At 63.3% G+C, this 24,880-nt stretch carries 25 protein-coding genes; 17 read left to right on the top strand and 8 right to left on the bottom strand.

What is annotated here, in order from left to right:
* Genes hisH through hisB form a run of 3 tightly spaced genes read right to left on the bottom strand, consistent with a single transcriptional unit; the run spans position 1 to position 1,755 of the window.
* Positions 1-651 carry an imidazole glycerol phosphate synthase subunit HisH gene (gene hisH, locus EN932_RS03940; protein ID WP_127369472.1) on the bottom strand — a complete coding sequence of 217 codons (651 nt, stop codon included), beginning with the start codon at positions 649-651 and terminating at the stop codon, positions 1-3.
* Positions 652-674: 23 nt separating this feature from the next.
* Complete coding sequence (locus EN932_RS03935; RefSeq protein WP_127369473.1) at positions 675-1,151, bottom strand: DUF2628 domain-containing protein; 477 nt, start codon at positions 1,149-1,151, stop codon at positions 675-677.
* Positions 1,152-1,155: 4 nt separating this feature from the next.
* Positions 1,156-1,755: an imidazoleglycerol-phosphate dehydratase HisB gene (gene hisB / locus EN932_RS03930; RefSeq protein WP_024502002.1), complete on the bottom strand. Its 600-nt coding sequence runs from the start codon at positions 1,753-1,755 to the stop codon at positions 1,156-1,158.
* A 242-nt stretch (positions 1,756-1,997) separates the two neighbouring features.
* Between hisB and hslV the strand changes: the two genes are divergently transcribed.
* The 6 genes from hslV (at position 1,998) to EN932_RS03900 (ending at position 7,369) form a co-directional block, all read left to right on the top strand.
* Positions 1,998-2,549: an ATP-dependent protease subunit HslV gene (hslV, locus tag EN932_RS03925; protein WP_013528351.1), complete on the top strand. Its 552-nt coding sequence runs from the start codon at positions 1,998-2,000 to the stop codon at positions 2,547-2,549.
* Positions 2,539-3,054, top strand: coding sequence for a GNAT family N-acetyltransferase (locus EN932_RS03920; protein WP_127369768.1), 516 nt, complete (start codon positions 2,539-2,541; stop codon positions 3,052-3,054). The genes hslV and EN932_RS03920 overlap by 11 nt, the downstream gene beginning before the upstream one ends.
* On the top strand, positions 3,051-4,211 hold the full coding sequence (locus EN932_RS03915; RefSeq protein ID WP_127369767.1) for a hypothetical protein: 1,161 nt from the start codon (positions 3,051-3,053) through the stop codon (positions 4,209-4,211). Before EN932_RS03920 ends, EN932_RS03915 begins: the two co-directional genes overlap by 4 nt.
* Positions 4,212-4,317: 106 nt before the next feature.
* Positions 4,318-4,863 (top strand): DUF2585 domain-containing protein, encoded by a 546-nt coding sequence (locus EN932_RS03910; RefSeq protein WP_224618702.1) that lies wholly within the window; start codon positions 4,318-4,320, stop codon positions 4,861-4,863.
* 4 nt (positions 4,864-4,867) lie between these two features.
* A complete protein-coding gene (gene hslU / locus EN932_RS03905) occupies positions 4,868-6,178 on the top strand; it encodes an ATP-dependent protease ATPase subunit HslU (protein WP_024502005.1) in 1,311 nt (436 codons plus the stop codon).
* Between the two features lie 231 nt (positions 6,179-6,409).
* Positions 6,410-7,369 carry a DUF1402 family protein gene (locus EN932_RS03900; RefSeq protein ID WP_127388249.1) on the top strand — a complete coding sequence of 320 codons (960 nt, stop codon included), beginning with the start codon at positions 6,410-6,412 and terminating at the stop codon, positions 7,367-7,369.
* Positions 7,370-7,488: 119 nt separating this feature from the next.
* Here EN932_RS03900 and EN932_RS03895 read toward each other — a convergent pair whose 3' ends face one another.
* From EN932_RS03895 to EN932_RS03885, 3 genes are all read right to left on the bottom strand, one after another.
* Positions 7,489-8,727: an FAD-dependent oxidoreductase gene (locus EN932_RS03895; protein ID WP_164766082.1), complete on the bottom strand. Its 1,239-nt coding sequence runs from the start codon at positions 8,725-8,727 to the stop codon at positions 7,489-7,491.
* Positions 8,724-9,038 carry a MocE family 2Fe-2S type ferredoxin gene (locus tag EN932_RS03890; protein WP_027161041.1) on the bottom strand — a complete coding sequence of 105 codons (315 nt, stop codon included), beginning with the start codon at positions 9,036-9,038 and terminating at the stop codon, positions 8,724-8,726. The genes EN932_RS03895 and EN932_RS03890 overlap by 4 nt, the downstream gene beginning before the upstream one ends.
* Before the next feature lie 88 nt (positions 9,039-9,126).
* Complete coding sequence (locus EN932_RS03885; protein WP_024502008.1) at positions 9,127-10,218, bottom strand: fatty acid desaturase family protein; 1,092 nt, start codon at positions 10,216-10,218, stop codon at positions 9,127-9,129.
* Between the two features lie 170 nt (positions 10,219-10,388).
* Here EN932_RS03885 and EN932_RS03880 point away from each other — a divergent pair, with 170 nt between their 5' ends.
* The 7 genes from EN932_RS03880 (at position 10,389) to EN932_RS03845 (ending at position 18,169) form a co-directional block, all read left to right on the top strand.
* Entirely contained in the window at positions 10,389-11,420 is a 1,032-nt protein-coding gene (locus EN932_RS03880) for a LacI family DNA-binding transcriptional regulator (RefSeq protein WP_127388247.1), read from the top strand.
* A gap of 300 nt (positions 11,421-11,720) precedes the next feature.
* A complete protein-coding gene (locus EN932_RS03875) occupies positions 11,721-12,662 on the top strand; it encodes a sugar ABC transporter substrate-binding protein (RefSeq protein WP_024502009.1) in 942 nt (313 codons plus the stop codon).
* 114 nt (positions 12,663-12,776) lie between these two features.
* Entirely contained in the window at positions 12,777-13,853 is a 1,077-nt protein-coding gene (locus EN932_RS03870; protein ID WP_013528362.1) for an ABC transporter permease, read from the top strand.
* A 2-nt stretch (positions 13,854-13,855) separates the two neighbouring features.
* The gene (locus EN932_RS03865; protein ID WP_023810655.1) at positions 13,856-14,623 is read left to right on the top strand and encodes an ATP-binding cassette domain-containing protein; all 768 of its coding nucleotides are present in this window, start codon (positions 13,856-13,858) and stop codon (positions 14,621-14,623) included.
* A 112-nt stretch (positions 14,624-14,735) separates the two neighbouring features.
* Positions 14,736-15,731: an inositol 2-dehydrogenase gene (iolG, locus tag EN932_RS03860; RefSeq protein WP_013528364.1), complete on the top strand. Its 996-nt coding sequence runs from the start codon at positions 14,736-14,738 to the stop codon at positions 15,729-15,731.
* 34 nt (positions 15,732-15,765) lie between these two features.
* Complete coding sequence (locus EN932_RS03855; RefSeq protein WP_013528365.1) at positions 15,766-16,560, top strand: SDR family oxidoreductase; 795 nt, start codon at positions 15,766-15,768, stop codon at positions 16,558-16,560.
* A gap of 517 nt (positions 16,561-17,077) precedes the next feature.
* Positions 17,078-18,169: a 3-deoxy-7-phosphoheptulonate synthase gene (locus tag EN932_RS03845; RefSeq protein WP_127384666.1), complete on the top strand. Its 1,092-nt coding sequence runs from the start codon at positions 17,078-17,080 to the stop codon at positions 18,167-18,169.
* Between the two features lie 34 nt (positions 18,170-18,203).
* Here the strand turns inward: EN932_RS03845 and EN932_RS03840 are convergent, their stop codons facing one another.
* Positions 18,204-18,839 carry a LysE family translocator gene (locus EN932_RS03840; protein WP_013528367.1) on the bottom strand — a complete coding sequence of 212 codons (636 nt, stop codon included), beginning with the start codon at positions 18,837-18,839 and terminating at the stop codon, positions 18,204-18,206.
* A 129-nt stretch (positions 18,840-18,968) separates the two neighbouring features.
* On the opposite strand from EN932_RS03840, the gene EN932_RS03835 reads away from it, so the two are divergent.
* Complete coding sequence (locus tag EN932_RS03835) at positions 18,969-19,670, top strand: YafY family protein (RefSeq protein ID WP_127368113.1); 702 nt, start codon at positions 18,969-18,971, stop codon at positions 19,668-19,670.
* A gap of 12 nt (positions 19,671-19,682) precedes the next feature.
* Here EN932_RS03835 and EN932_RS03830 read toward each other — a convergent pair whose 3' ends face one another.
* Positions 19,683-20,792 carry a Gfo/Idh/MocA family oxidoreductase gene (locus EN932_RS03830; RefSeq protein WP_127368112.1) on the bottom strand — a complete coding sequence of 370 codons (1,110 nt, stop codon included), beginning with the start codon at positions 20,790-20,792 and terminating at the stop codon, positions 19,683-19,685.
* A gap of 155 nt (positions 20,793-20,947) precedes the next feature.
* On the opposite strand from EN932_RS03830, the gene EN932_RS03825 reads away from it, so the two are divergent.
* The 3 genes from EN932_RS03825 to EN932_RS03815 form a co-directional block, all read left to right on the top strand.
* A complete protein-coding gene (locus tag EN932_RS03825) occupies positions 20,948-21,793 on the top strand; it encodes a MurR/RpiR family transcriptional regulator (RefSeq protein WP_164753509.1) in 846 nt (281 codons plus the stop codon).
* 141 nt (positions 21,794-21,934) lie between these two features.
* Complete coding sequence (iolC, locus tag EN932_RS03820) at positions 21,935-23,869, top strand: 5-dehydro-2-deoxygluconokinase (protein WP_063169770.1); 1,935 nt, start codon at positions 21,935-21,937, stop codon at positions 23,867-23,869.
* A 34-nt stretch (positions 23,870-23,903) separates the two neighbouring features.
* Positions 23,904-24,880, top strand: a 977-nt coding sequence (locus EN932_RS03815; RefSeq protein WP_245483253.1) for a thiamine pyrophosphate-binding protein, incomplete at its 3' end; no start/stop codon positions are given.

Below are 24,880 nucleotides of genomic sequence, written 5' to 3'. Positions count from 1 at the left end.
CTAGGGCCTCCAGCGCAGGAAATTGGTGATCAGGGCGAGGCCCAGCGCCTGGCTCTTTTCCGGGTGGAATTGCGTGCCGACGAGATTGTCGCGGGCGACGGCCGCCGTCACCGGGCCGCCATAATCGGCGACCGCCAGCACTTCGTCCGGCTTGCGCGCATCGAGGTGGTAGGAGTGCACGAAATAGGCGTGCAGCCCGTTGGTCCCGGTGGGAATGCCGGCAAACAGTGGATGCTGGCGTTTGAGTTCGATCGTGTTCCAGCCGATCTGCGGGATCTTCAGCGCCGGATCGGAAGGCATGATCTCCTTGACGTCGCCCGATATCCAGCCGAAGCCCTCGGTAATTGTCTTTTCAAGGCCGCGCTGCGACATCAGTTGCATGCCGACGCAGATGCCGAGGAAAGGCCGGCCCTTGACGATGGCGACATCTTCGACGGCTTCCCGCATGCCTTCGACGGCCTGCAGGCCGGCCGCGCAATCGGCATAGGCGCCGACGCCGGGCAGGACGATGCGATCGGCCGTGCGCACCCGCTCGGCATCGGCCGTCAGGTCGATCTGCGCCACGATGCCGGCTTCGCGCGCGGCGCGCTCGAAAGCCTTGGTGGCCGAGCGCAGATTGCCCGAGCCGTAGTCGATGATCGCAACCCGCATATCAGCTTCTTCCCGGAATCATGTCAGTTTCTTCCCGGTATGTGGGTCAGCCCCAGCGCAATGCCCGGCTGCGCTGGCCGCGCGAAGGCAGCATCGGGGACCATGCGCGGCGCCGGCACAACCTCATCGGCAAGCGCTTCCGCCTCCAGCGCATAGCGTGTGTCGGCATCGTCGAGCCAACCGGCTTCGACCGCGCCCCACTCGTGCCAACCACGCCGGCGAAGTGCCGCGATGCGCAGGCCTTGCCCTTCCAGGCCGACATAGAGCGAAACCAGCAACGACAGCAGCGACCCAGCCAGACCAAGGCCGAGCTTCTGGCCCAGCATCGAAAGCAGGCCCATGACGACGAAGGTAAGTGCTGCTTCGATCCACAGCCGATGCCAGGCGAACCATAGCGGCGGCACCAGGAGGCCCAGCCAGGTGAAGCCATCGCGGACAAAGGCCGTCGCATCAGCCTTTTCGCTGCGGCCTGGCGGTTCCATCACGACGTAGGTGGCCATGGCCTTATCCCTTCAACGATCCCTTGGTGGAGGGAACCGCATCCGGCTGGCGCGGATCGCGTTCGAGAGCAGCGCGCAGCGCGCGCGCCACCGCCTTGAAGCAGGTCTCGGCGATGTGATGGTTGTTGGCGCCATAGTGGTTGGTGACATGCAACGTAATGCCGGCATTCTGCGCCAGCGCCTGGAAGAACTCGCGCACCAGTTCGGTGTCGAAGGTGCCGATCTTCGGCGACGAGAACGAAACGTTCCAGACCAGGAAGGGACGGCCGGAGACGTCGATCGCCGCGCGCGTCAGCGTCTCGTCCATGGCAAGGTCGATCGAGGCATAGCGCATGATGCCGCGCCGCTCGCCGAGCGCCTTGGTCAAGGCCTGGCCGAGCGCGATGCCGGTGTCCTCGACCGTGTGGTGATCGTCGATGTGCAGGTCGCCCTTGGCCCTGACCGTCATATCGATCAGGGAATGGCGCGACAGCTGGTCCAGCATATGATCGAAGAAGCCGACGCCCGTAGCGATATCCGACTTGCCGGAACCGTCGACATGGATCGACACGGAGATGTCGGTTTCCTTGGTCTTACGGCTCGCTTCGGCGGAACGGGGCGGCATCACTCTATCCTTGTCCAGAGGTTCACATCGTGACCGGCTCAGAGGCTTCAAGCGCTCGCAAGCTTGAAAACGAAAGCCTTCTAGCAGCATGATCCGGCGATTGCCAGTTGCCTCTGGCAGCGGTATCGGCCTTGCCAGAGAGCGATTTGCAATCACCGGCCCCATGCATACATATGGCCGATCAAAGTTACTCGTACCGCGCCAATCGCCTTATCGGGATGGCGCTGCTCGGAGCCCAAGAAATGTCCAATGAACTGACCATGCACGCCACGACCATCGTGACGGTGCGCAAGGGCAACAAGGTGGTGATCGCCGGCGACGGCCAGGTCAGCCTTGGCCAGACCATCATGAAGGGCAACGCCAAGAAGGTGCGCCGCATCGGCAAGGGCGGCAATGTGATTGCCGGTTTCGCCGGCGCCACCGCCGACGCCTTCACGCTTTTGGAGCGGCTCGAGGCCAAGCTCGAACAATATCCCGACCAGCTGACGCGCGCCTGCGTCGAGCTCGCCAAGGACTGGCGCACCGACCGCTATCTGCGCCGGCTGGAAGCGATGATGCTGGTGGCAGACAAGTCAGTCTCGCTGGCGCTGACCGGCACCGGCGACGTGCTCGAACCCGAATTCGGCGTCATGGCCATCGGTTCGGGCGGCAATTACGCGCTGGCCGCGGCCCGCGCGCTGATGGACAGCGACAAGGATGCCGAGGAGATCGCCCGCAAGGCGATGCAGATCGCATCCGACATCTGCGTCTACACCAACAACAATTTCGTCGTCGAAACGCTCGATGCCGCCTGAAGAGGTGGTGACCTATGATTTTCGGCCGGTGACGGAGAAAGACCTGCCGATGATCGCCGGCTGGCTTGCCCAGCCGCATGTTGCAGAGTGGTGGGACGATCCGGAGACGGAAATCGCCGGGATTAGCGATCATATCGACTCGATTTCCGTCGAGCCGCTGATCGTCGAGCTCGACGGCAAGCCGATCGCCTATCTGCAGAGCTACGATCCGCATCTGGAAGACGACCACCCCTACGCCGACCAGCCGTTCGGCACGCTCGGCATCGACGTGTCGATCGGCGTGCCGGAGCTGGTCGGGCGTGGCCATGGCTCGGCGATCGTGCGCCAATTCGTCGAACAGCTTTTCGAGGAAGGTGTTCCGCGCGTCATCATCGACCCGGATCCCGCCAATGTCAGGGCGATCCGCGCCTACGAAAAGGCCGGCTTTGTTGCCTTTGACACCAGAACATCGGAGTACGGGCCAGCCCTGTTGATGGCGCGCGACGCGACGCAGGAGCCCAATTGATCAGCGCCGAAACCCTCGACAAGGCAGTCGCGAAAGGTTTGATCTCGCAGACCTTGCGCGATCAGTTGGAGGCCATGGAACGCGCGGTCGCTCTCGCCCCCGAGGCCAGGCCCGCCGGTGACGAGGGTGACGAGGAAAACCTGCGGCTGGTCGGCGGCGGCAACGATCTGTTCGTCACCGTGGGAACCGTTCTGCTCAGCGCCGGCTTCTTCTTTGTCCTCACCACCTTGCTTCCAGGCCAGACATTCTGGATCGCCGGCATCCTCGCGGTTTTCGCCTGGGGGCTCGCCGAAATCGTCACGCGTCAGCACCGGATGAAGCTATCGTCGTCCGTGCTTGCCCTGATTTTCATGGCCGCCATTCTGGCCGCTCTGGCGCTGCAAGTGGAGGCCAGCTTCGGCATACGCAAGCCGGAAACCATCTGGCAGCTATTGGCGTTGCGCCAGACGGCGTCCCGGGCCGGATATCTGTTCCTGGGCGGAGGAATAATCGCGGCGGCGATCTATTTCTGGCGCTTTCGCGTCCCCATCATTGCCGGGACCATCGCCATCGCCTTCACACTGCTTGCCTTCCTGCAAACGGCGATAATCCTGTATGACAGTGTGACAACCGGCGCGATTGCGCCGCCGCGCCTCGAGGACGTTCCCGAATTGCTTCGCGCGGCCCTTTACATGCCGCTGATCTGCGGCCTGATCGTGTTCGCAACGGGTGTCGCTTTTGACATTTACGACAGGGATCGACGCAAGATCTGGTCCGATTGCGCTTTCTGGCTGCATGTCGTCTCGGCGCCGATGCTGGTGCATCCGCTCTTTATCATGGCAACCGGCCAAAACGTCGTATTCGGACATATCGCGCCGGATGCCAATGCAACCATCATGCTGACGATTCTGATCCTTGGCTTCCTCTATGTCGCGCTGGCCATAGACCGCCGTTCGCTTCTGGTTCCTACATTGGCTTACTTCGGCTCGCTGGGCATCTATTATCTGGTGAATTCCGCCTCCGATTCGACGGGCATCCCGCCTTTTGCCTTGATCCTGGTCGTTGTTGGCGCGCTGATTATTCTGTTCGGGGCCGGCTGGCAGCGTATCCGGCGGATTGTGGTCAACCCCACCTTGCCGGCGGCCGTGATCCGCCGGCTGCCGCCGCTGAAGGCGTGACAGGGCTTTGTGATGATCGAGACGGCGACGCGAAACGAGGGGGAATGAACCGATGACGACACCGGCCACGGAAAACAGCTATTCGGCCTACGAAGACAGCTGGCGGATGGGGCTTCTGCTGGTGCTTGCCCTGGTCATCTTCCAGGCCGGGGCGCTCTACGGCATGGGGCGGACGCCGATCTGCACCTGCGGCTACGTCAAGCTCTGGCATGGCGTGGTGAACAGTTCGGAGAATTCCCAGCACATTTCGGACTGGTACACGTTCTCGCACATCATCCACGGCTTCCTGTTCTATGCGCTGGCGCGGTTCCTGTTCCCGCGTTCGCCGATCGGCCTGAGGCTGGCGTTCGCCGTCTTCATCGAGGGCGGCTGGGAGCTGCTGGAAAACAGCCCGTTCATCATCGACCGCTACCGCGCCGGCACCATTTCGCTCGATTACTATGGCGACAGCATCATCAATTCGGTGTCGGACACACTGGCCATGGTGCTGGGATTTGTGATGGCGCGAAGGCTACCTATATGGGTGATCGTCAGCCTCGCCATCATCTTCGAACTCGGCACCGGCTACCTCATCCGGGACAATCTGACACTCAACGTGATCATGCTGCTGCATCCGTTCGAGGCCATCAAGCAGTGGCAAAGTGGAATTTAGTGATATGAGCACATTTTCTCCCCGCGAAATCGTTTCGGAACTCGACCGCTTCATCATCGGCCAGAAGGACGCCAAGCGCGCCGTGGCCATTGCCTTGCGCAACCGCTGGCGCCGCCAGCAGCTGGAAGGCCAGATGCGCGAAGAGGTGATGCCCAAGAACATCCTGATGATCGGGCCGACCGGCGTCGGCAAGACGGAAATCTCGCGCCGCCTGGCGCGGCTGGCCGGTGCGCCTTTCGTCAAGGTCGAGGCGACCAAGTTCACCGAAGTCGGCTATGTCGGCCGCGATGTCGAGCAGATCATCCGCGACCTCGTCGAGATCGCCATCGGCCTGGTGCGCGAGAAGATGCGTGAGGACGTCAAGGCGCGCGCCCACGTCAACGCCGAGGAACGTGTGCTGGAAGCACTGGTCGGCAAGACGGCGAGCCCGGCCACCCGCGACAGTTTCCGCAAGAAGCTGCGCGACGGCGAGCTCGACGACAAGGAAATCGAGGTCGAGGTTGCCGACACCGGCAGCGGCGGCATGCCCGGATTTGAAATCCCCGGCATGCCGGGCGCCAATATCGGCGTGCTGAACATCAACGACATGCTGTCGAAGGCGATGGGCGGCAAGAAAACCAAGATGCGCAAGACGACGGTGAAGGAGTCCTACGACCTGCTGGTCAATGACGAGTCCGACAAGCTGCTCGATCAGGACGAGGTGGTGCGCCGGGCGCTCGATGCCGCGGAAAACGACGGCATCGTCTTCCTCGACGAGATCGACAAGATCGCGGCGAGATCGGACATTTCCGGCGGGCCCTCGCGCGAAGGCGTGCAGCGCGACCTGCTGCCGCTGGTCGAAGGCACCACGGTGGCGACCAAATACGGACCGTTGAAGACGGATCACATCCTGTTCATCGCCTCCGGCGCCTTCCACGTCTCGAAGCCGTCCGACCTGTTGCCGGAATTGCAGGGCCGCCTGCCAATCCGCGTCGAACTGCGGGCGCTGGAGAAGGACGATTTCGTGCGCATCCTAACCGAGACCGAGGCCAGCCTGATCAAGCAGTATATCGCGCTGATGAAGACCGAGGGCGTCGAGTTGACCTTCACCGAAGACGCCATCGATTCGCTCGCCGGCATCGCCGTCGATCTCAACGCCAGCGTCGAGAACATAGGCGCCAGGCGCCTGCAGACGGTGATGGAGCGGGTGCTGGACGAAATCTCCTACGATGCGCCCGACCGCAACGGAACGAGCGTCACTATCGACGCCGCCTATGTCGAAAAGCATGTCGGCGATCTGTCCAGGAATACCGACCTGTCGCGGTTCATCCTTTAAACGACGGCGCCGAAACGTTCCGGCGCCGGTCCAGGCAACATTTTCCGGCAAGCAAAATCATGTGTGGCCAGATGGTACCATCTGGCCACCTTTCGTCCTGCCGGGTGAAGGGGCGCTCTCGACTCGACCAAGAGCTTTACCTAGTTTGCGCGGCAATTCTCGATCTCTTGGTTGACGCAATTCCGGAAAACCGTTTCACACTTTTCCTGGAATTGCTTGGGCGGCGGGTGCATGAAAAAACTGATCCTGGTCATTCTCGGCTTGACGCTGGCGGCGACGCTGTTCGCCGCCGAGGCAGCGACATTGGTGCCGCCGGGAAATCGCAATGCCGTGCAGCCCGACATTCCCGGCGCCTCCAGCCGGCGCACGCAGGCGACCAACACCAGCTTCCAGGCGAAGTACCGCAAGGTCTATGCCCTGCTGCAGAACGACGCCGAATTGCGCGGCAAGATCAGGAAGGCGGCGGCCGCCTACGGCATCGATCCCCTGCACATCGTCGGCGCCATCGTCGGCGAGCACACCTACAATGTCGATGCTTATGACCGGCTGCAGACCTACTATGTCAAGGCGATCTCCTATCTCTCCAGCAAGCTGTCCTTCGCCTATGACGGCGAGGACATCACCGACTTCGTCCAGCGGCCGGAATTCAAGAAATGCACGGGGATGTCCGACAGCTACGATCTGTGGGAATGCCGCGAACAGGTGTGGAACCGTTCGTTTCGCGGCAAGTCGGTCGGCGGGACCAGCTTTCCCGACGACCGCTTCGGCGCCACCTTCTTCCAGCCTTATTATGCCGGCCAGACCTTCGGCCTCGGCCAGCTCAATCCGCTGACCGCCCTGCAGATGAGCGATCTGGTGCACAAGGTTTCGGGCCTGCCCAAGCTCGACGTCGGCGATCCCAATTCGGTCTACAAGACCATCATGGATCCCGACCTGACGCTGCCCTACGTCGCCGCGACGATCAGGAAATCGATCGATGCCTATAAAAGCATTGCCGGCTTCGACATTTCGGGCAATCCCGGGCTGACCGCCACGCTCTACAATGTCGGCAATCCGGAGCAGCGCGCTTATGCCCTGAAGGCGGAGAACGACAGGCGCCGCGCCGCCGGTGAGCCCGAAAAGCTGCCGGAAGAGAATTATTATGGTTGGCTGGTGAACGACAAACTGCCGGAGCTGAAGGCGCTGTTTTAGGGCTGGGGTTCAGAGCCTTTACCTGCCCCTTGTAGGGCAGGTCGGACCGAAGGTTAGGGGCGGTGCCGCACTCCCATCCCGCAGCTGCGCAGCGGCCCCCAAAAAGGGGGAGCGTAGGCTCAGGCCGCCAACAACGACTTCAGCTTCACGTCCTGCGAGCCCAGCGCTTCCGGCGCCGGCTTGGCGCGCTTGGCGATCAGCATTTCGGCCAGCCTGATGTCGCGGGCGACCGCGTTGCCGGGGCCGATGCCGCTGGCCGCGACCAGCCTGCCGTCTTCAGCCAAATGGAAGAGGATGAAGGCGCCGTCGCCGAGATCGCGGCGCACGGTGTTTTTGCCCTCGTCGGAGAGCCCGGCGATCTGCAGGGACAGACCATATTGATCCGACCAGAACCACGGCACCGCCGCATGCGCCTCGCCGGCGCCGAGCATGTTCCTGGCCGCCAGCGCGCCCTGTTCCTGGGCGTTGCGCCAGGCTTCCAGCCGCACGCGGCGGCCGCCATAGACGGCGAGCGGAAACGAGCAGCAATCGCCGGCGGCAAAGATGTCGGGATCGCTGCTGCGCAGCTCGGCATCGACTGCAATGCCATTGTCGATCGTCAGCCCCGCTTCGGCCGCAAGCCCGGTCACCGGCACGGCGCCGATGCCGATGATCGCGAGGTCGGCTGATATCTCCCGTCCGCCGGCAAGGGTGACGCGAACCTCGTTGCCATCGTCGGCGATGGACGCGATGCCGTCGCCGCACAGGATGTCGACGCCCTCGGCGACATGCGCCTCATGGATGATTTCCGCGACCTCCGCCGGCACGCCGCGCATCAAGATGCGAGGCTGCGCCTCGATGACGGTGACCGCGGCACCGAGCTTGCGAGCCGCGGCGGCGAGTTCGAGGCCGATAAAGCCGCCGCCGATGATGGCGATACGGTTGCCGGGGGTGAGATGCGCGCGAATGGCGAGCGCATCAGCGAAGGTTCTGAGATAGACGCAGCGCGGACCCAGGCCCGGCATCGGCAGCTTGCGCGGCGTCGAACCGGTTGCCAGCAGGAGCTTTTCGTAAGGCAGGACCGATCCGTCCGACAGGCGCACAGTATGCGCCGTGCGGTCGATCGCGACGGCCTGGACGGAATGGACATGCCGGATCGACTTCTCGGTCAGAATTGCGTCGCTGGCGATCGCCTTGATCCCGGGCGCATCGCTGGCCATCGCCTCCTTGGACAGAGGCGGGCGCTCATAGGGCAGATGCGGCTCGTCGCCGACCAGCGTCACCGGCCCCTGATAATCGAGGTCGCGCAGCGCCAATGCCGCCCGCCCGCCGCATTCGCCGGCGCCGATGATGAGCATCCCCCCCGCCATATCGGTCATCCGATCTGGATCAGGACTTTGCCGGCATCGACCTTGACCGGATAGGTCTTGAGATTGACGCAGACCGGCGCACCGCGGGCGTCACCCGTCTTGTAGTTGAAGCGCCCATTGTGCTTGGGGCATTCGATGATGTCGTCCATCACCAGCCCGTCGGCCAGGTGCACCTTTTCATGCGTGCAGAGGCCGTCGGTGGCGAAGAACTCGTCGTCGGGGCTGCGATAGATGGCGAAGGTGCGGCCGCCATGGTCGAAGCGCATCACATCCTCCTCGTCTATGTCGCCGGTGGCGCAGGCCTCGACCCAGTCGCTCATTCAAGTCCTCCCAAAAGCAAAAAAGTGCGCAGCGGTTTTCCGTCCGGAATTGCGTTAAATAAACAGTCTAGATCGGATGGAAGCACGATCATTCCGCCGCGGCGGCGATAGTGTCGTTGTGGAATTCCTCGCGATATGGCCGTGCGGTCGGCGGCAGCTCGCGCTTGAGGAAATAGTCCTCGTTGCGCAGCTGGCGCAGGAAGACCGGGATCATCTCGCGGTAGCCGGCCAGGATCGACGGTGTCGGTTCCGGCAGATCGTGCTTGATCAGTTCGTGCAGCCTCGGCAGCGCATGATAGGGCACCATCGGAAACATGTGATGCTCGACATGGTAGTTCATGTTCCAGTAGATGAAGCGGCTGATCGGGTTCATGTAGACGGTGCGGCTGTTCAGCCTGTGGTCGGTGACATTGTCGGCCAGGCCACCATGCTGCAGCAGCCCGACCATGACATGGTGCCAGGCGCCGTAGAGCCTGGGCAGGCCGACCAGCATCAGCGGCAGGAACGAACCGGTGTAGAGCGCCAGCCCGACGGTGGCGGCATAGATCGCCGTCCAGATGCGGGCGACGCGGATCGCCTTGGGCTGCTCCTGTTCTGGAATGAAGGTCTTTTCGGCGGCGCTGACGGTGCCGGCGGCGTTGCGCAGCATATCGCTCATCGCATGCCAGGCGTCGAGCACGCCGACGAAGCCCAGCATGGCGCGAACCAGATCCGGCGGCCGCATCACCGAGATTTCCGGGTCGCGGCCGACGATGATGGTGTCGGTGTGGTGGCGCGTGTGGCTCCAGCGCCAGGTCACCGGATTGCGCATGATCATGAAGCAGGCGATCTGATAGACCGCATCGTTCATCCATTGCGTGCGGAAGGCGGTGCCGTGACCGCATTCGTGCCAGCGTGAATCCGTCGAGGAGCCGTAGAGCACGCCATAGACGAAGAAGAACGGCACGCACCACCATGTGCCCCAGAGCCAGGCGCCGCCGGCGCCACTGACGATCAGGGCGGCGAACCAGATCGCGGTATCGCGGATCGCCGGCCCGTCGGAGCGCTGCATCAGCTCCTTCATCTGCTTGCGCGGTATGTCGGTGTGATACCACTCGGCCGCCGACAGGCCGGTCTCGACGGCGAGCTTGGCGTCGCGGCCGATCAGGCTGTAGTCACGCCGGGACGGCGCAGTGGACATGATTGCCTCCCTCGGCAAAGGCATCCGCCAGAGCGAATGCCATGAAATCCCTTGGCTTCGGGCGTCAAAGTAACGCCGACTGATGATAGACTCAACATCATAAAGATAGTTTCTATCATTTCCCATCAGGATGATGTACGAAGGGCTCGAGCAAACCCGACGAGGCAAGCATGGTGAAGCGGCCGACAATATCCGATCTGGCGCGCATCTCGGGCGTCAGTGTCGCCACCGTCGACCGCGTGCTGAACAACCGGCTGCCGGTGCGCGAAGAGACAGCGCGCCGCGTCTACGAGACCGCTACCGACATCGGCTACCACGCCGCCGGCCTTATCAAGCAGCGCATGCGCCAGGAGTTGCCGGAGTACCGCCTGGGCTTCCTGCTGCTGCGGGGCAACGATGCCTTCTACGGTGACTTCGCGCGGGAACTCGAACTGGCCATCTCGCAATCGCAGCGCTTCCGCGGCGTTGCGAGCATCGATTTCGCCAGCTCCCTGGCTCCCGACGAGATCGCCTCCCAGATGCGCAGGCTGGCGGCGAAATCGAGGGCCATCGCCGTTGTCGGTCCGGACCATCCGACCCTGACAGCGGTCGTGGAAACCTTGAAGGCGAGAGGACAGCCGGTCTTTTCGGTGCTGTCCGACTTTGCCGCCGGCATCCGGGAGGGCTATATCGGCCTCGACAACCGCAAGGTCGGGCGCACCGCCGCATGGATGATCTCCAAGGCAGCCAAGCGGCCCGGCAAGGTCGCCCTCTTCGTCGGCAGCCACCGCTTCCACGGCCATGAGCTGCGCGAGATCGGCTTTCGCTCCTTCTTCCGCGAGCATGCGCCGGAGTTCAGCGTGCTTGAAACGCTGGTCAATCTGGAAGCCAACCAGGTGACCCATGACGCGATGATCGATCTTCTGGCGCGCTATCCGGATCTTGCCGGCTGCTACGTCGCCGGCGGTGGCATGGAAGGCGCGGTCTCGGCGCTGCGGGCAGCGAAGCCCGCGACCATGCCGGTGGTCGTCTGCAACGAGATCAACGCCGAGTCGCGCGCGGCACTCGCCGACAACATCCTCACCATGGTGATCTCGACCCCGCTCGCCGCTTTATGCCGTGAGCTCGTCGACCTGATGGCGCATGCCATCGAAACCGGCGCCGCCAACGCTCCGGGCCAGACCTTTCTGCCCTTCGACGTCTATCTGCCGGAAAACATCTAGCCAGCCGCCGCGCAAGGTGCCGAGGCAAATGATAGAATCCATCAGAGCGATGCGTAAATCGGCCCGCAGGCCGCGGAATCGCCCTTGACGCCCCGATGTGAAATGGAATAAATATTTCATCATCTGTATATTTTGGTTCTTTCGTTCCGGAATATCTGTTTCAAACAGAGGGTTTGACGTTCCAGCCAACGGCAAGCGTCACCCGGAATAGAAACGACATCAGGGAGAGATTCCCCGGGGAGATCGGGGATTCCGGATAAATCGGTGAAACCGGACACCAATATGTGGAGGAGAAACACAATGAAGAAATTGATTTTAGGCGTCGCCTTCGCGGCGCTGATGAGTTCATCCGCCCTGGCCGCCAAGGTTGGCGTGTCGATGGCCAAGTTCGACGACAACTTCCTGACCGTGCTGCGCAACGGCATGATCGAGCAGGCCAAGGGCATGAGCGGCGTCGAGTTGCAGGTCGAGGACGCACAGAACGACGTTGCCAAGCAGCTTGACCAGATCAAGAACTTCGCCGCTTCGGGCGTCGACGCCATCATCGTCAACCCGGTCGACACTTCGGCCACGCAGGCGATGTCGGATGCCGCCGCCGCAGCCAAGATCCCGCTGGTCTATGTCAACCGCGAGCCGGTCAACGTCGACACGCTGCCCGACAACCAGGCCTTCGTCGCCTCGAACGAAGCCGATTCCGGCACGCTCGAGACCAAGGAAGTCTGCCGCCTGTTCAAGGAAGCCGGCAAGAAGGAAGCCAATGTCTATGTGATCATGGGCGAGCTTTCCAACCAGGCCGCCGTGCAGCGCACCAAGGACATCGACGATGTGATCGCGACGCCGGATTGCAGCTTCATCAAGATCATCGACAAGCAGACGTCGAACTGGAACCGCGACGAGGCGCAGAACCTGATGACCAACTGGCTGTCGACCGGCAAGCCGTTCGATGGCGTCATCGCCAACAATGACGAAAGTGCCATCGGCGCCATCCAGGCGATGAAGGCCGGCAACATCGACATGAAGGCGGTTGTCGTCGGCGGCGTCGATGCCACCCAGGACGCGCTGGCGGCCATGCAGGCGGGCGACCTCGACGTAACTGTGTTCCAGGACGCGGCCGGCCAGGGCGCCGGCGCTCTCGATGCGGCGCTCAAGCTCTCCAAGGGCGAGAAGGTCGAGCACAAGGTCTACGTGCCCTTCCAGCTGGTGACACCAGCCAACATCGACAAGTTCCTGAAGAAGAACTGAGCCGCCAGCGGTTCGATACGGAGCGGCGCTCTCGATCAAGACAGCGCCGCTCCCCTCTCTCCCTCAGCGCCGGCACGGCGCGAGGGCGACCGCGGCTGATGGAGGACAGAATACGTGGCACAGACATCTCATGGCGTCGGCGGCGTCGGTTATGATGCGAAGAAGCGCACATGGCCGGCCGAGTTCAATGTTTTTCTGGCACTGGTCATTCTCGTCGTCATCTTCGAACTGATCGGCCGCATCTTTCTCGGCGACAGCTTTCTGTTCAACACACGCAGCGATGTCGGCGGCATCTTCAACGAAGCGCGCCTGCAGATCATCATCCTGCAGGTGTCGATCGTCGGCATCATCGCCATCGGCGTGACACAGGTCATCATCACCGGCGGCATCGACCTGTCCTCGGGCTCGATCGTCGGCGCGACCGCCATGATCGCCATGAGCTTCGCCCAGGTGGCGACGGTCAACGGCAACCCCAATCCCAAGGCGATGTTCCTGGCGCAAGGCTGGACCGACCTGCCTGTCATCGTGCCGCTGCTGGTGGCGATCGCCTGCGGCCTCTTCGCCGGCCTGGTCAATGGCGCGCTGATCGCCTACACGCGCATTCCGCCGTTCATCGCCACGCTCGGCATGATGGTGACCGCGCGCGGCATCGCCAAATGGTGGTCCAAGGGCCAGCCGATCTCGTTTCCCACCGAGAGTTTCGCCAGCATCGGCAAAGGCCTGATGCCGGTCGTCATCTTCCTGTCGCTGGCCATCCTGTTCCAGCTGATCATGACCTATACGAGGTACGGCAAGCACTGTTACGCGATCGGCTCCAATGAGGACGCCGCGCGCATGTCCGGCATCAAGATCGCCAATCACAAGATCCTGGTCTACGTCATCGCCGGCATTCTCGCCGCGCTCGCCGCCGTGGTGCTGAGCTCCAAGAACCTGACCGCGCAGTCCGGCATGGGCGTGATGTACGAACTCGACGCCATCGCCATGGCGGTCATCGGCGGGGTCTCGCTGTCGGGCGGCCGCGGCTCGATCATCGGCACGGTGATCGGCTCGCTGATCTTCGGCGTCATCATCTCCGGCTTCACCTTCCTGCGCCTCGACGCCTACTACCAGGAGATGGTCAAGGGCGTGATCATCGTCGGTGCGGTGGTTCTCGACCAGTGGCGCCAACGCCTGCGGGCAATGAGGGCATGACCATGTCAGACATCGTCCTGAAGACCGAAAACCTGACCAAGCGCTATGGCGGCGTGCATGCGCTGGAAGGCGCGAACTTCGAGCTGCGCAAGGGCGAGCATGTCGCCATCATGGGCGACAACGGCGCCGGCAAATCGACCTTCGTGCGCCAGATCACCGGCGTCGAGCAGCGCACCAGCGGCCAGATCTGGTTCGACGGCAAGGAAGTGAATTTTGCCGGGCCGATCGAGGCCCGCACGGCGGGCATCGAGACCGTGTTCCAGAATCTGGCGCTGGCCGACGATCTCGACGTGCCGTCGAACCTGTTCCTCGGCCGCGAGAAGGTTTTGTTCAACCTCGGCCCGTTCTCGATCCTCGACCGCAAATACATGCGCAAGGCAACCGAGGCGGCGCTGGTCCGCACGGCGGTGAAGATCCCCAATCTGTCCAACACCATCCGCCACATGTCGGGCGGCCAGCGCCAGTGCGTGGCGATCGCCCGGACGGCGACCTTCGCCTCCAAGCTGATCATCATGGACGAGCCCACCGCCGCCCTTGGCGTGCAGGAGACCGCGCAGGTCGAAAACATCGTGCGTACGCTCAAGGACAATGGCGAGCCGCTGATCCTGATCAGCCACAATATGCGCCAGGTGTTCGATCTCTGCGACCGCATCGTCGTGTTCCGGCGCGGCCGCATCGTCGCCAATCTGCGCAAGGAGAACACCGACGGAAACGACATCGTCTCCTACATCACCGGCGCCAAGACCGGGGAGGCGGAACTCGCGGCCTAAAACAGGATGGTCATCCTGTTTTCTGGCGCGCTCGAAACATAGCCTTGCCACCTTTCCCCAAAAGCAAGGTGCGGACAACTCTCTCCAACCCATCCCCCCAGAGGAAATACCCATGACCGTTCGCTTCGCTCTCCTCGGTGCCGGCCGCATCGGCAAGGTCCACGCCCGTGCCGTCGGCTCCAATCCGCAGGCCAAACTGGTTGCGGTTGCCGATGCGTTCGAGAAGGCGGCCACCGAACTGGCCAGCGCCTATGGCGCCGAGGTGCGCAGCATCGAGGACATCGAGAAAGCCGGAGATATCGACGCCGTCATCATCTGCACGCCGACCGACACCCATGCCGATCTGATCGAGCGCTTCGCCAAGGCCGGCAAGGCGATCTTCTGCGAGAAGCCGATCGACCTCGACGTCAAGCGCGTCGAGAAATGCCTGGCCGTGGTCGAGAAGACCAAGGCGACGCTGATGGTCGGCTTCAACAGGCGCTTCGATCCACACTTCGCCGCCGTGCGCAAGGCGATCGACGACGGCGCCATCGGCACCGTCGAGATGGTCACCATCACCTCGCGCGATCCCGGCGCGCCGCCGATCGACTACATCAAGCGTTCGGGCGGCATTTTTCGCGACATGACCATCCATGATTTCGACATGGCGCGCTTCCTGCTCGGCGAAGAGGTCGTGGCGGTCAGCGCCCATGCCTCGGTGCTGGTCGACAAGAAGATCGGTGATGCCGGCGATTTCGATAGCGTCAGTGTCATCCTCGAAACCGCTTCCGGCAAGCAGGCCGTCATCTCCAACTCGCGCCGCGCCACCTATGGCTACGACCAGCGCATCGAGGTGCATGGCTCGAAAGGCATGGTCGCGGCCGAGAACCAGCGCCCGGTGTCGATCGAGCTGGCCAACGAGAAGGGCTATACCCGCCCGCCGCTGCACGACTTCTTCATGACCCGCTATCTCGACGCCTATGCCAATGAGATCGCTGCTTTCATCGCCGCAGCGACATTAGGCAAGAAGGCCGCGCCGAGCGGCGCGGACGGACTGGTGGCGCTGAAACTGGCCGACGCAGCGCTGAAATCAGCAACGACCGGCAAGACCGTCCGTCTCGACAAGTAAGAGAACCCTTAGGAAAAACCACAGGAGCAGAGCGATGAGCGCATCAGCCGATCGCAATTCACAGACACGCGCCATCGTCACCGGCGGCGCGCAAGGCATTGGCTTTGCCGTCGCCGAGGCCTTGGCCGATGAAGGCTGCCGGGCACTGGCGCTCATCGGCCGCTCGCAGGAGAAGGGCGACAAGGCTGTCGCCCATTTCAAGAAAGCCGGCGTCGATGCGATTTTCATCAGCGCCGATGTGTCAAAAGTGGCGGACTGCAAGCGCGCGGTCGCCACCGCGATCTCGCATTTCGGCACCGTCAACGCGCTGGTCAACGCCGCCGCCACTTCGGCGCGCGGTTCGCTGGTCGAAACCTCCGAAGAGTTGTTCGATACGATTTTCGATACCAATGTGCGCGGCCCGTTCTTCCTGATGCAGGGCGTGGTGGCGCATCTCCTTGAGAAGAAGGCACCCGGCTCGATCGTCAACGTGCTGTCGATGTCGGCGCATACCGGCCAGTCGTTCCTGACGCCCTATTCGACCAGCAAGGGCGCGCTGATGACGCTGACCAAGAACGTCGCCAATGCTTATCGCTACAACCGCATCCGCTGCAATGCGGTGCTGCCCGGCTGGATGGATACGGAAGGCGAGGACATCGTGCAGAAGAAGTGGCACGACGCGCCGGACGACTGGCTGGCGAAAGCCGAAGCGACGCAGCCGATGGGCCAGTTGGTCAAGCCGGACCAGCTTGCCCGTCTGATCAGCTACATGGTCAGCCCGCAGTCCGGTGTCATGACCGGGTCGCTGGTCGACTACGATCAAAGCATTGCGGGGGCGTCACCGGAGTAACGCCGGCGAGTCTCAAACGCCCATCACTTCGTCATCCACGGGCGGAGCAAGGAGCGTAGCGACGCAGCGCAGACCCGAGGATCCATGCCGCGACTTCTGAGCGTTGCTGCGGTGCGGAATTCTGCTCCGCTGCACCATTCGGCCAAAGTCACGGAATGGATCCCAGGGTCTCCGCGACGGAGCTTCGCTCCTGCTCCGCCCAGGGAGGACGAAGTTTGGGTGCTTCGGCCATCCCGAATTGTCTCCGCATCAGGGCACGTGACAAGTGCCTCCGCATCGACTATATGAGCCTCATGATCAACCTGACCGCCACATATTGGTACTTTAGGAGCTCGCTGGCGGCGGGAGGATTGCGCTCGATCTGAAGATTGCAGCAACAAGATCCGAACAGCCGCCATACCTGGCGGCTTTTTTGTTTTCAGCCGGCAGGTTTCCTCTAAATCAAAGAGGAGCATGATGTCGTCCGAAAACCGCTTCACACTTTTCGGCATCATGCTCTCGACAGGAGCAGAAAGCCGTGTTGACCACCACAGACGACCTCCGGGTCAAGGAAATCCGAGAACTGAGCACACCGGACGAGGTGATGCGGGAGATACCGCGCACTTTGACGGCGACGCGCACCGTCAGCGCATCGCGCAACGCAACCCATGCCATCTTGAACGGGACCGACGACCGGCTGCTCGTCATCGTCGGCCCGTGTTCGATCCACGATCCGGTCGCGGCCGTCGACTACGCCAGCCGTCTGGCGGCGCTGCGCGAGAGCCTGTCGGACCGGCTGGAGATCGTGATGCGGGTCTATTTCGAAAAGCCGCGCACGACGGTCGGCTGGAAAGGCCTCATCAACGATCCCGACCTCGACGGCAGCTTCAACATCGACAAGGGGCTGCGGATGGCACGCAATGTGCTGTCGGCCGTCAACAATCTCGGCCTGCCGGCGGCGACCGAATTCCTCGACATGACCACCCCGCAATACATTGCCGACCTCGTGGCCTGGGGCGCGATCGGCGCGCGCACGACCGAGAGCCAGATCCACCGCGAACTGGCCTCGGGCCTCTCCTGCCCGGTCGGCTTCAAGAACGGCACCGACGGCAATCTGCGCATAGCCGCCGAGGCGGTGAAATCCGCCGCGCAGCCGCATCATTTCATGGCGGTGACCAAGGGCGGGCGCAGCGGCATCGCCACGACCACGGGCAATGAGGACTGCCACGTTATCCTGCGCGGCGGCGTTCAGCCCAACTATGACGCGGCGAGCGTCGAAGCCGCCGCTGTGGAACTCGCCCGCATCGGCGTTGCGCCCCGTCTGATGATCGACGTCAGCCACGCCAACTCGGCCAAGAAGCCCGAGAACCAGCCCAAGGTGGCGGCAGATGTCGCCGGCCAGGTCGCGGCAGGCGACGAGCGCATCATCGGCCTGATGATCGAGAGCAATCTCGTCGCCGGCCGGCAGGACGTGGTGCCGGGCAAGCCGCTGGTCTATGGCCAGAGCATCACCGATGGCTGCATCGACTGGGCGACCACCGAGACCGTGCTGCACGGCCTTGCCGGCGCCGTCGAGTGGCGCCGCTCGGCACGCCGCGCCATGATCGACAACCGGCAGGGAGCTGCCTGACAGGGCATAGGGAAGTGGGCGGCGGTGACCGGGATTACGCCGCCCTTAATCCTTCCCATGCCGTGAACACCGATACGGCAAAGAGCAGCAGTCCGGCCGCCCGGCCGGCAAAAATGGTCGCCCGCGGATTGGCGATCAGAAGGTTGCGGCTGCGGCCGGCCGTGATAGCCAGCCCGCCATAGATCGCAGCCTGCGTCACCACGGTCAGCAGCCCCATGACCGTCGCCTGCATCCAGATCGGACCGTAGTCCGGTTTCAGGAACTGCGGGTAGACGGCAAGCACGAACAGGTATGCCTTCGGGTTGATCAGGCAGGTCACAAACCCCTGGCGAAACGCCTTCCATGCGGAACGGCTGCCGGCAGGCCCCTCCTGGCCGACGATGATGGAACTGCGCATCAGCGTGATGCCTATGAAGGCCATGTAGGCGGCGCCGGCAAGCAGAAGCGGCTTGAACAGGATCGGCACGAAATGCATCAGCAGGCCGACGCCGATGGCGCCGTTCAGCGTATGCACCATGCCGCCGACCATGATGCCGCCGGTCGCGGCGAGACCCCTGTCGCGTCCGCCGGTCAGTGCATTGGCAAGCACGAAGAGCATATCCATGCCCGGAACGGCGATGATGCCGAACAGCAGGATAAAGAAAAGCCAGAGGTTTGCCGCGTAGTCCATGTCAGTTGCCTATCGCCTCGCCCGGCCAAGCCGCAGCGGAACCTGTTGATTTTCAATCCGATAGGCGCTCCTATAGGTCAGCCCAACTGACAATGGTGTGTCAGTTGGGCGCGCAACCTGGGGTAAAAAATGCGCAAGGCGTCGCGCCTGTTCGAGATCATCCAGATCCTGCGGCTGGCGCGGCAGCCGGTGACGGCGGCGACGATTGCCGAGCGGCTGGAAGTGACGGTGCGCTCGATCTATCGCGACATCGCAGCGCTGCAGGCGATGCGCGTGCCTATCGAAGGGGGCCGCGGCATCGGCTACATCCTGCGCCCCGGCTTCGACCTGCCGCCGCTGATGTTTTCGATCGAGGAGATGGAGGCGATCGTCCTGTCGCTGGCGCTGCTGGAGCGCACCGGCGACAATGAACTCAAGCAGGCGGCCAAGCGCGTCAGCGCCAAGATCGCCGGCGCGGTGCCGCCACCCTTGCGGCAGGCATTCGACGCCAATGCGCTGCATGCCTGGGGTTTCGCCGCGCCCTCGACCGGCGCGATCGACCTTGCGCTGGTGCGACGCGCCATCCGCGACGAGGAGAAGCTCGACCTCTCCTATCGAGACGAAATGGGCCGCGCCTCCGAGCGCCTCATCCGCCCGATCGCGCTGATCTACTACGCCGAAACCGCCAACATCGTCGCCTGGTGCGAGCTGCGCCAGGCGATCCGCAATTTCCGCAGCGACCGGATCGAGGATTGCCAGGCGACGGGGCTACGCTTCAAGGGCGAAGGCGACCGGCTGCGGCAGGTCTGGGTGAGCGGGTGGGAGACGAACGTCGCTGCCACCGTAGTCTGAAGCGAGCGGAGGTCACCTCACATCGACCCAGCGCTTTGCCTCGAACGAACGCGCCATGGCGTGCACCGTGCGCTCGATCTCCAGCCCCTCGGCGAATTCGATGAGTCGCGCGGGCTTGCCGGCCAATCGCGTCAGCAATTCGTGGCACTCGATGATCTTGAGATCGTTGAAGCCGAGGCCATGGCCTGGCGCCGGCACAAAGAGGTCATAGGGCTTGTGGTGCGGCGCCACCAGGACGGTGCGGTAGCCCTGTTCGGTGGGGCGGTCTGATGTGAGATAGAGCTGGAATTCGTTCGAGCGTTCCTGGTCGAACAGGATCGACCCCTTCGAGCCGAATATCTGGACGGCGATGCGGCCCTTGCGGCCCCAGGCCGAGCGGTTGACCAGCAGCGTGCCGGCAATGCCGTTTTCCAGATGCATCAGCACGCTGGCGATGTCGTAGGTCTCCACCGCGCGACGACCGCCGCTGGCCAGCTTGCGATCGGCATAGGGTTTAGCCATGTCGCAGATGACACTGGCGACGCGGCCGAACAGGGCTGAGACCAGAGACAGCGGATGCACGGCGAAATCGTCGAGCGCGCCATAGCCGGAAGCTGCTTCGTGCTTCCAGAAGAACAGCGCTTCGGGGTCGGCCATGAAGTCCTCGTCCATCTCGATGCGCAGATGGTTGACCTCGCCGATGATCTTCTCTTCCAGCAGCGCGCCGATATGGCGGATGGCCGGGCTCTGGATGTAGTTGTAGCCGAGCGCCGCGACCTTGCCGGACTTTTTCGCCGCCGCCGCCATCGCCTCGGCCTCGGCAAAGCTCGGCGCCATCGGCTTTTCGCACCACAGATGCTTGCCTACCTGAAGAACCGCGATGGCCATTTCCGGATGGAACTGGTTGGGCGTGGTCAGCGAGACGATGTCGACTTCGGGATCGTTGACGACGGCGCGCCAGTCGCCCGACGCCTTGGCGAAACCGAACTCGCCCGCCTTGCGCCGGGCAAGCTCTTCATTGACCTCGCCGAGATGGACCAGCCGTGGCTTGGCCACGTCGGGAAAGACGGCGCTGACGGCACTCCATGCGATGGCGTGACACTTGCCCATGAAACCCGTACCGATGAGACCGACGCCGACCATTTTCCGTTTCTCCACTGCTTGAAGCGCTGCGTGGATGAATTAGTCCATTTTCTCCTGAAATGGAATGTCTGCCTCATTTTTTATGGTGTTCTTGCGCAGGCTCGCTATGATGAGGCACAGAGGATGCTTCACGCATGAGCCTGGACAGAGCGACGATGGACGAACGGATACCTCGCGATTTCGAGACGCTGCGCACCACCATCCTGGAGCGACGCGAAAGCCTGCCGAAACGCATCGCCCAGATCGCTGCCCATGCGCTCGACAATCCAGACGATATCGCCTTCGGCACCGCCGCCAGCATCGCCGCTTCGGCCGGCGTGCAGCCTTCGACCCTGATCCGATTTGCCCAGCAGCTTGGCTTCGATGGTTTCACCAGCCTGCAGCAGGTGTTTCGCGAGCGGCTGCGCGAGCGCAACTCATCCTATGACGAAAGGCTGCAGGCGCTGCGCGTCAAGGCTGAGGGAGGCGCCGGCCACCGGGCGATCTTCGACGGCTTCGTCGCCGCCGCCTCGACCTCGCTCAACGATATCTCGCGCACGCTGGACGAAGCGCATCTGGAAGACGCTATTTCCCTGCTGGCAAAGGCGGAAACCATCTATGTGCTGGCCAAGCGGCGCTCCTATCCGGTGGCGTCCTACATCGCCTATGCACTGGGCAAGCTGAAGATCCGCAACCAGCTGATCGAATCGGCGGCCGGGCTGAATGCCGAGATGATCGGCTTCGCCACGCCGGCGGATGCCGTCATCGCCATCTCCTTCTCGCCCTACGCGCCGGCCACGATCGAGGAGGCGCGCAGCATCTCGGAACAGGGCGTGCCGATCGTCGCCATCACCGACAGCTCGTTTTCGCCGCTCGCCCAGTTCGCCAAGGTCTGGTTCGAGGTTGCCGAGGCCGATTTCGCCGGCTTCCGCTCACTGTCGGCGACAATGGCGCTGGCCATGGCGCTGACCGTCGGCGTCGGCGAGAAGCGGCGCGGCACGGGCAGGAAGCGCAAGGCCTGATCCACCGCCGAAAAGGTACTTTTCACCGAAGGAATGCTCATTCCATATTGACTATGGATTGGAATTATTATTTCATATTCCCGGCGCCACGCTGCCGCTCGCGCGTGTACCCCAACACAACAAGGCCGACGGGAGGTTCCAATGAGCGAAGCCGTGGACGCTGAATACGCGCCGCTCGACGTCATCACCATCGGTCGCGCTTCCGTCGACCTTTACGGCCAGCAGATCGGCTCGCGGCTGGAGGACATCACCTCCTTCGCCAAGTCGGTCGGCGGCTGCCCGGCCAACATCTCGGTCGGCACCGCCAGGCTCGGCCTGCGCTCGGCGCTGCTCACCCGCGTCGGCGACGAGCAGATGGGCCGCTTCATCCGCGAGCAGCTGACGCGTGAAGGCGTCAATGTCGACGGGCTCAAGACCGACAAGGAGCGGCTAACCGCACTGGTGCTGCTGTCGGTCGAGGACGAAGGCGTCTCGCCGATGATCTTCTATCGCTCGGACTGCGCCGACATGGCGCTGGCGCCGGAAGACATCGATGAGGCCTTCATCGCCTCGGCGCGCTCGATCGTCGTCACCGGCACGCATTTTTCCAGGCCCAACAGCGATGCCGCGCAGCGCAAGGCGATCCGCATCATGAAGGCCAAGGGCGGCAAGGTGGTGTTCGACATCGACTACCGGCCGAACCTGTGGGGCCTCGCCGGCCATGCCGAAGGGTTCGAGCGCTATGTGAAATCGGACCGGGTCTCGGCGCAGCTGAAGACGGTGCTGCCCGACTGCGACCTCATCGTCGGCACCGAGGAAGAGATCATGATCGCGTCGGGCGCCGATGATTGCCTGAGCGCCTTGAAGACAATCCGCTCGCTGTCGTCCGCCACCATCGTCCTGAAGCGCGGCGCGATGGGCTGCATCGTCTATGACGGACCGATCAGCGACGATCTCGAGGACGGCGTCGTCGGCAAGGGGTTTCCGATCGAGATCTACAATGTGCTCGGCGCCGGCGACGCCTTCATGTCGGGCTTCCTGCGCGGCTGGCTGGGTGGCGAAGACCATGCGACGGCGGCGACCTGGGCCAATGCCTGCGGCGCCTTCGCCGTGTCGCGGCTGCTCTGCGCGCCGGAATATCCGACCTTCGAGGAGCTGCGGTTCTTCCTCAAGAACGGCAGCAGGCATCTGGCGTTGCGCAAGGACGAGGCGATCAACCACATCCATTGGGCAACGACGCGCCGGCGCGACATTCCCTCGATGATGGCGCTCGCCTGCGACCACCGCGTGCAGCTCGAGGATGTGGCGGCGAAGGCCGGTGCCGATCCCGCACGCATCCAGGATTTCAAGGTGCTGGCGGTCAAGGCGGCGGCGAAGGTTGCCGCCGGCCGCGACGGCTACGGCATGCTGATCGACGAGAAACACGGCCGCAAGGCGATGTTCGAATTCGCCAGGCATTCCTTCGCCTGGCTCGGGCGGCCGGTGGAGCTGCCGGGTTCGCGGCCGCTGCGCTTCGAATTCTCGCAGGACATCGGCTCGCAGCTCACCGAGTGGCCGGTCGACCATTGCATCAAATGCCTGTGCTTCTATCATCCCGACGATCCGGCGGCGCTCAAGGACGAACAGCAGCAGAAGTTGCGCGCGCTGTTCGAAGCCGCGCGGAAGGTCGGCAGGGAACTTCTCATCGAGATCATTGCCGGCAAGCATGGCAAGCTCGACGACACGACGATCCCGCGCGCGCTGGAGGAACTCTATGCGCTCGGCATCAAGCCGGACTGGTGGAAGCTCGAGCCGCAGGCGTCGAGCGGCGCCTGGGCGAAGATCGAGGCCGTGATCCTGAAGCACGACCCCTGGTGCCGCGGCGTCGTGCTGCTGGGCCTGGAAGCGCCGCAGGACGAGCTGGAAGCGGCGTTCGCCGCCACCGCCAAGGCACCCATCGTCAAGGGTTTTGCCGTCGGCCGCACCATCTTCGTCCATGCGGCCGAACAATGGCTGGCCGGCAGGATGTCGGATGACGAGGCGATCGCCGACATGGCGCAGCGCTTCGAACAGTTGACGGATGCGTGGCTTGCCGCGCGCGGCCGCAAGGCGGCATAAGAAGGCGCGGAATAGGACTGCGGAGGAAAACACCATGAGCAAGACAATCCGCCTGACGATGGCGCAGGCGCTGACCCGCTTCCTGTCGCGCCAGATGACTGAGATCGACGGTAGCAAAGTCCCGATCTTCGGCGGCGTCTGGGCGATCTTCGGCCACGGCAATGTCGCCGGCATCGGCGAGGCGCTCTATCAGGTGCGCGACGAACTGCCGACCTTTCGCGCCCACAACGAACAGGCGATGGCGCATGCGGCAATCGCCTACGCCAAGGCCAATTTCCGCCGCCGCTTCATGGCCGCGACGTCCTCGATCGGCCCCGGCGCGCTCAACATGGTGACGGCGGCGGCGCTCGCCCATGTAAACAGGTTGCCCGTCCTGTTTTTGCCAGGCGATGTCTTCGCCAACCGCATCCCCGACCCGGTGCTGCAGCAGGCCGAGGATTTTTCCGACGGCACGGCGACGGTCAACGACTGCTTCCGTCCGGTTTCGCGCTATTTCGACCGCATCACCCGGCCGGAGCAGATCATTCCTGCGCTGAGCCGTGCCATGGCCGTGCTGACCGATCCGGCCGAATGCGGCCCGGTGACGCTGTCGCTCTGCCAGGACGTCCAGGCCGAGGCCTATGACTATCCCGAGAGTTTTTTCGCGGAGCGGGTCTGGCACCAGCGCCGGCCGCGCCCGGATCGCCAGGAACTGGCGGCCGCGGTCGCCGCGCTCAAGGGTGCAAAAAAGCCGTTGGTGATCGCCGGCGGCGGTGTCCTCTATTCGCAGGCGTCGGACGAACTGGCGAAATTCGCCGAGGGCGCCGGCATTCCTGTCTGCGAGACGCAAGGCGGCAAATCCTCGCTGCCGGACAACCACCCGCTCAACATGGCGGCGGTCGGCGTCACCGGCACTTCTGCCGCCAACCGGCTGGCTGAGGAAGCCGATGTCGTGCTGGCCATCGGCACGCGCCTGCAGGATTTCACCACCGGTTCGTGGGCGCTGTTCAAGAATTCGGGCAAGACCATCAT

The organism is Mesorhizobium sp. M7A.F.Ca.US.002.01.1.1, assembly GCF_004022955.1.
Classification (GTDB): Bacteria; Pseudomonadota; Alphaproteobacteria; order Rhizobiales; family Rhizobiaceae; genus Mesorhizobium; species Mesorhizobium ciceri.
The sequence above is the reverse complement of the archived record's forward strand: the minus strand, read 5'-3'. Positions and strand labels throughout refer to the sequence as shown.